The 4553-nt window shown below is 68.3% G+C and carries 5 protein-coding genes and 1 tRNA gene; 4 read left to right on the top strand and 2 right to left on the bottom strand.

Features of this window, described 5'->3' with window-relative positions; all coding sequences use genetic code 11:
• The first annotated feature begins 280 nt into the window (after positions 1-280).
• Together G6022_RS16035 and G6022_RS16030 are read left to right on the top strand one after the other, a co-directional pair.
• Entirely contained in the window at positions 281-1246 is a 966-nt protein-coding gene (locus G6022_RS16035) for a nitronate monooxygenase family protein (protein ID WP_182691998.1), read from the top strand.
• A gap of 4 nt (positions 1247-1250) precedes the next feature.
• The gene (locus tag G6022_RS16030) at positions 1251-1802 is read left to right on the top strand and encodes a helix-turn-helix transcriptional regulator (RefSeq protein WP_182691996.1); all 552 of its coding nucleotides are present in this window, start codon (positions 1251-1253) and stop codon (positions 1800-1802) included.
• A 65-nt stretch (positions 1803-1867) separates the two neighbouring features.
• Here G6022_RS16030 and G6022_RS16025 read toward each other — a convergent pair whose 3' ends face one another.
• Together G6022_RS16025 and G6022_RS16020 are read right to left on the bottom strand one after the other, a co-directional pair.
• On the bottom strand, positions 1868-2323 hold the full coding sequence (locus tag G6022_RS16025) for an SRPBCC family protein (RefSeq protein WP_182639993.1): 456 nt from the start codon (positions 2321-2323) through the stop codon (positions 1868-1870).
• A 74-nt stretch (positions 2324-2397) separates the two neighbouring features.
• Positions 2398-3438, bottom strand: a complete 1041-nt coding sequence (locus G6022_RS16020; RefSeq protein WP_182639992.1) for an NAD(P)H-quinone oxidoreductase — start codon at positions 3436-3438, stop codon at positions 2398-2400.
• A gap of 138 nt (positions 3439-3576) precedes the next feature.
• Here G6022_RS16020 and G6022_RS16015 point away from each other — a divergent pair.
• Both G6022_RS16015 and G6022_RS16010 read left to right on the top strand, forming a co-directional pair.
• Positions 3577-3662: transfer RNA gene (locus G6022_RS16015), tRNA-Ser, on the top strand.
• Between the two features lie 238 nt (positions 3663-3900).
• Positions 3901-4524, top strand: a complete 624-nt coding sequence (locus G6022_RS16010) for an ATP-binding protein (RefSeq protein WP_182639991.1) — start codon at positions 3901-3903, stop codon at positions 4522-4524.
• The last annotated feature ends 29 nt before the right edge of the window (positions 4525-4553 follow it).

Genomic DNA, 4553 nt, shown 5'->3' with positions numbered 1-4553 from the left:
CGGGGGCGGGGGCCGCGGGTGCCCAGGACCCCGGCGCGGCCGGGTCGACGGGGATCCCCGCGATTCCGGACTCGGGCGGCTTCGCTCCCGCGACGGTCGCCGCGTTCGTGTCGGCGGCGGAGCGGGTGGCCGAGGAGATCTACCCGGTTGGTGAGCGATGAGGTGATCGGGACGCTCCACCGCCACGCGTCCAGATCTTTGTGCAACTAGTTGCATAAAACCGTGGGCGGCCGTACGGTCGGGGAAAGCCGACCTCATCCCGGTCCCGAAAGGACTGCTCATGGCCCTTCCCTCCGTCCTCGCCGGCCCGCTCACCGTGCCGGTGGTCGCCTCGCCGATGTTCATCTACTCCGGCCCCGAGCTGGTGGCCGCGCAGTGCCAGGCCGGTGTGATCGGCTCGTTCCCGGCGCTCAACGCGCGACCGCAGTCGGTCCTGGGGGAGTGGCTGGACCAGGTCACCGAGAGCAACGCGGCCTTCGCCGTGGCGAACCCGGACCGCTACGTGGCCCCGTTCGCCGTCAACCAGATCGTCCACCGGTCCAACGACCGGCTCGAGCAGGACCTGGCGACCGTCGTCGAGCACGAGGTGCCGATCGTCATCACCTCCCTCGGTGCCCGTACCGAGGTCAACGACGCCGTCCACTCCTACGGCGGGATCGTGCTGCACGACGTGATCAACGACAGGTTCGCCCGCAAGGCCATCGAGAAGGGCGCCGACGGGCTCGTGGCGGTGGCCGCCGGCGCCGGTGGACACGCCGGGACGCAGTCGCCGTTCGCCCTGATCCAGGAGATCCGCGAGTGGTTCGACGGCCCGCTTCTGCTGTCCGGGGCGATCGCGCACGGCCGGTCGATCCTCGCCGCGCAGGCCGCCGGCGCCGACCTGGCCTACGTGGGGTCGGCGTTCCTCGCGACCGAGGAGTCCCGCGCGGCCGCGGAGTACAAGCAGATGATCGTCGACAGCTCCGCCTCCGACATCGTCTACAGCAACCTGTTCACCGGGATCCACGGGAACTACCTCCGGGGCAGCATCGAGGCGGCCGGGCTGAACCCGGACGACCTGCCCGTCTCGGATCCCACCGCGATGGATTTCGGCTCCGGCGGGGGCGCGGACTCCAAGGCGTGGCGCGACATCTGGGGCGCGGGCCAGGGCGTCGGCGCGGTCACCTCGACGGGCTCCGTCCGCGACCTGGTCGAGCGGCTCCGGGCGGAGTACGAGCACGCGGCGTCCGCGCTGGCAGCGCGCTGAATCCGTGTCGCTGAAGTTCGCGATCCTCACCTCCCTCACCGAGCGGGAGGGCAGCGGGATCGAGCTGGCACGGAGGTTCGACAAGTCCATCGGGTACTTCTGGCCGGCGACCCACCAGCAGATCTACCGGGAGCTGGATCGACTGGGGGAGTCCGGACTGATCCGGGAGCTCCCGCTCGCAGGCGCCCCCTCGCGGGGTAACCCGCGCCGTTTCGAGGTCACCGAAGACGGCCGGAGGCTGCTCACCGAGTGGATCCGCGAGCCCGACGAGCCCGATCCGATGCGATCCACAATGGCGGTGCGGGTGCGTGCCGCGGCCGCGACGGGGGCGGTCCACGAGGTCCGGGAGGCGCTGACGCACCACCGCGACCAGCGGGCCGCCAACCTCCGCCGGTACCGCGAGATCGAGGACCGGGACTTCGCCCGGCCCGACCCGGGGGACGCCCGCGACCTCCTCCAGCACCGGGTGCTCACGCTGGGCATCCAGGTGGAACAGGCCTGGGTGAGTTGGTGCGACGAGGTGCTCGAGATGCTGGACCGCCTACCGGCGGGCTGACCGTCGTAGCCGCTCATCGCACCAGCTCAACGCACGAGAGCATCGCACGAGAGCATCGCACGGGTTCAGTTCGCCAACGCCGCCTCGAGAGAGGCCAGGGACGCCTCGAGGAAATCGCGCCCGAACGGCGGCATCCCACCGATCTCGGCGGCGAACCCCTCCCGTGTGCGGGACCAGTCGTACCGGAGGGTGACCTCGGTGGACGTGCCTGCCGGGGCCAGGTCGTACCGCCAACTCCACCCGCCCGTGGAGAGGTGACCGGACTCGTCGGTTCGGCCGGGTTCCCATTCGATCGTGCGGTCCGGTTCGAAAGCCGTGACCACGTTGTGTATGACGTAGTCACCGCCCCCTGCCTCCCTGTACATGGTGATCGCGAAGACGTCCCCGACACCGCTGATGGCCTCAGACGTCACCGCGTCGCGAACCCAGTCCCCGGGTTCGGTGTCCTTGTGGCGGGTCGGGTCGGCCAGCAGCGCGAAGATCTCCGCCGGAGACGCCGGGATCGTGCGGCTCGCGGTCATGACGGTGGCTGGACCGTGCTCGGCACCGGGGTCGTCGGCGCCATCGGTGGTGGACATCGTCAGTTCCTCCTCGGTCACCCGACGGTCAGCAGGATCTTGCCGTGGCTCTCGCCCGACTCGAGCAGGCCCAGCGCCTCCGCTGCCCGCTCCAGCGGGATCTCACGCGAGACGCGGGTGGTCACGTCTCCCGCGGCGATCATCGGCCAGACGTGGTCCACCACCTCCCGGCAGATGCCGGTCTTGCCGCCGGGACCGTCCACCGGGCGGGCCCGGAGGTTGGTGGCCAGCACGCCGGCGCGGCGCGGGAGCAGGGCTCCCAGGTTCAGCTCGCCCTTCATCCCGCCCTGCATGCCGATCACGATCAGTCGGCCGTCCGGGGCGAGTGAGGCGATGTTGGGTTCGAGGTACTTCGCGCCCATCACGTCGAGGATCAGGTCGACGCCACGGCCTCGCTCGTCGTCGTCGGTCCACTCCCTGACCCGGTCGGGGAACTCCTCCTCGCGGTAGTCGATCACCAGGTCGGCACCGAGATCGCGACACTTCTGCACCTTCTCCGGACCTCCGGCGGAGGTGGCCACGCGGGCGCCGAGCGCGCGGCAGACCTGGATGGCGTGGGAGCCGATGCCGCCCGCCCCGCCGTGGATCAGCACTCGCGGGGCACCGAGTTCGGTGTCGCCCCAGCGGGCGTGTGCCGTGAGGACGCCGCGGCCGAGCCCGCCCGTCATGACGAGGTTGGACCACACCGTGCAGGCCACCTCGGGCAGGGTTGCGGCCTCGTGCAACGACACCCCGACCGGAACGGGCATGACCTGTCCGGCGGGCACGGCGACCTTCTCGGCGTACCCGCCGCCGGCCAGGAGGGCGCACACCTCGTCGCCGACCGCCAGGCCCTCGACGCCCTCGCCCACGGCCGAGATCCGTCCCGAGCACTCGAGGCCGAGGATGTCCGACGCGCCGGGCGGGGGAGGGTAGTGCCCCTTGGACTGCAGCAGGTCGGCGCGATTGACGGCGGTAGCCGCCACGTCGACGAGCACCTCGCCGGGACCGGGGATCGGATCGTCGACCTCCGTCAGACGGAGGGAATCGGGACCGTTGCGATACTCGATGGCCTTCATGCCCTCGACCGTAGCCGCGATGGCTCCGGCCGGCAGCCGGGCTGGGTGTGAGCGGGAGGGGTCCACTACGATGAGCACCGTCGTCCACGCGTGTTCCACGTGGAACCACGCGCCCGAGCGTGTCGTGGCGGACGACGAGGAAGTGTGGCAGAGCGGCCGAATGCACTCGCCTTGAAAGCGAGCGTGCCTCAACAGCACCGGGGGTTCAAATCCCTCCACTTCCGCCGTTGGTCACAGGACGTGCTGCTCAAGCAGGGTTTCGGGGTCAAGGCTGGCGTTCGTGGCTGATCTTGGCCACTCCCTTCTCGGGCCTCACGCAACCAGGCTGGGCTTCGGCTGCCCGGTTGACTGGATGTAGACCGTCCTTGACAGGCGCTTCCTACGATCCCTGCTGTCCGAAATGGAGCCAATCGAGCTTCGGGCGCACCGCCTTCCGCGCTTGGATAGGGTTGCGGAGTGAATATGTCATCGGTCCCCCTGGGAGGAGACGCGTTCGGCGAGTTGCTCGAGCGACTCCGAGCGCAGCCGCAGGAATGTGAGTGGCTCGAGTTCAAAGTGGGTTTGTCCGACCCCCATGAGATTGGCCAGTACATTTCCGCGCTGGCCAATTCTGCTGCTCTCCACGGTGAAGCTCGTGCGTATCTTGTTTGGGGTGTTGAGGACCGCACACACAAACTGGTAGGCACGAAATTCGACCACACCATCCTGAAGAAGGGAAACCAGAGTTTCGAGCCCTGGGTGACCGGTTTATTGGAGCCTGACCCTGGACTCACGTACAAGGTAGGTCAAGTTCAGGGGATGCGATTTGTCATCCTTGAGATCGCCGCGGCTAGCCATTCTCCGGTGCAATTCAGCGGCACGTCGTACATCCGGATAGGTAGCCACAAGAAGAAGCTAAGTGACCACCCAGCGGAGGCGCGTCAGTTGTACCGCAATCTCGACCAGGTACCGTTCGAGTACAGAGTGGTGACTGGGGGCTTGGCAGAAGCCGAAGCGCTTAAGGCGATCGATTTCAGTGTCTACTTCGAACTCCAGAAACTTCCGGCTCCATCCGAGCTTTCTGTAGTGCTAGAAGCTCTGGCCTGACTTCCACAAGTTTTAGTGTCACCCTGCGT

Origin of the sequence: Dietzia sp. Cai40, assembly GCF_014145165.1 — a bacterium.
Taxonomy (GTDB): Bacteria; Actinomycetota; Actinomycetes; order Mycobacteriales; family Mycobacteriaceae; genus Dietzia; species Dietzia natronolimnaea.
The sequence above is the reverse complement of the archived record's forward strand: the minus strand, read 5'-3'. Positions and strand labels throughout refer to the sequence as shown.

Bases quoted from the DNA above. Each gene is read 5' to 3' on its own strand.
- G6022_RS16025 (WP_182639993.1), bottom strand. From the start codon at position 2,323: ATGACCGCGAGCCGCACGATCCCGGCGTCTCCGGCGGAGATCTTCGCG.
- G6022_RS16035 (WP_182691998.1), top strand. From the start codon at position 281: ATGGCCCTTCCCTCCGTCCTCGCCGGCCCGCTCACCGTGCCGGTGGTC.
- G6022_RS16020 (WP_182639992.1), bottom strand. From the start codon at position 3,438: ATGAAGGCCATCGAGTATCGCAACGGTCCCGATTCCCTCCGTCTGACG.
- G6022_RS16010 (WP_182639991.1), top strand. From the start codon at position 3,901: ATGTCATCGGTCCCCCTGGGAGGAGACGCGTTCGGCGAGTTGCTCGAG.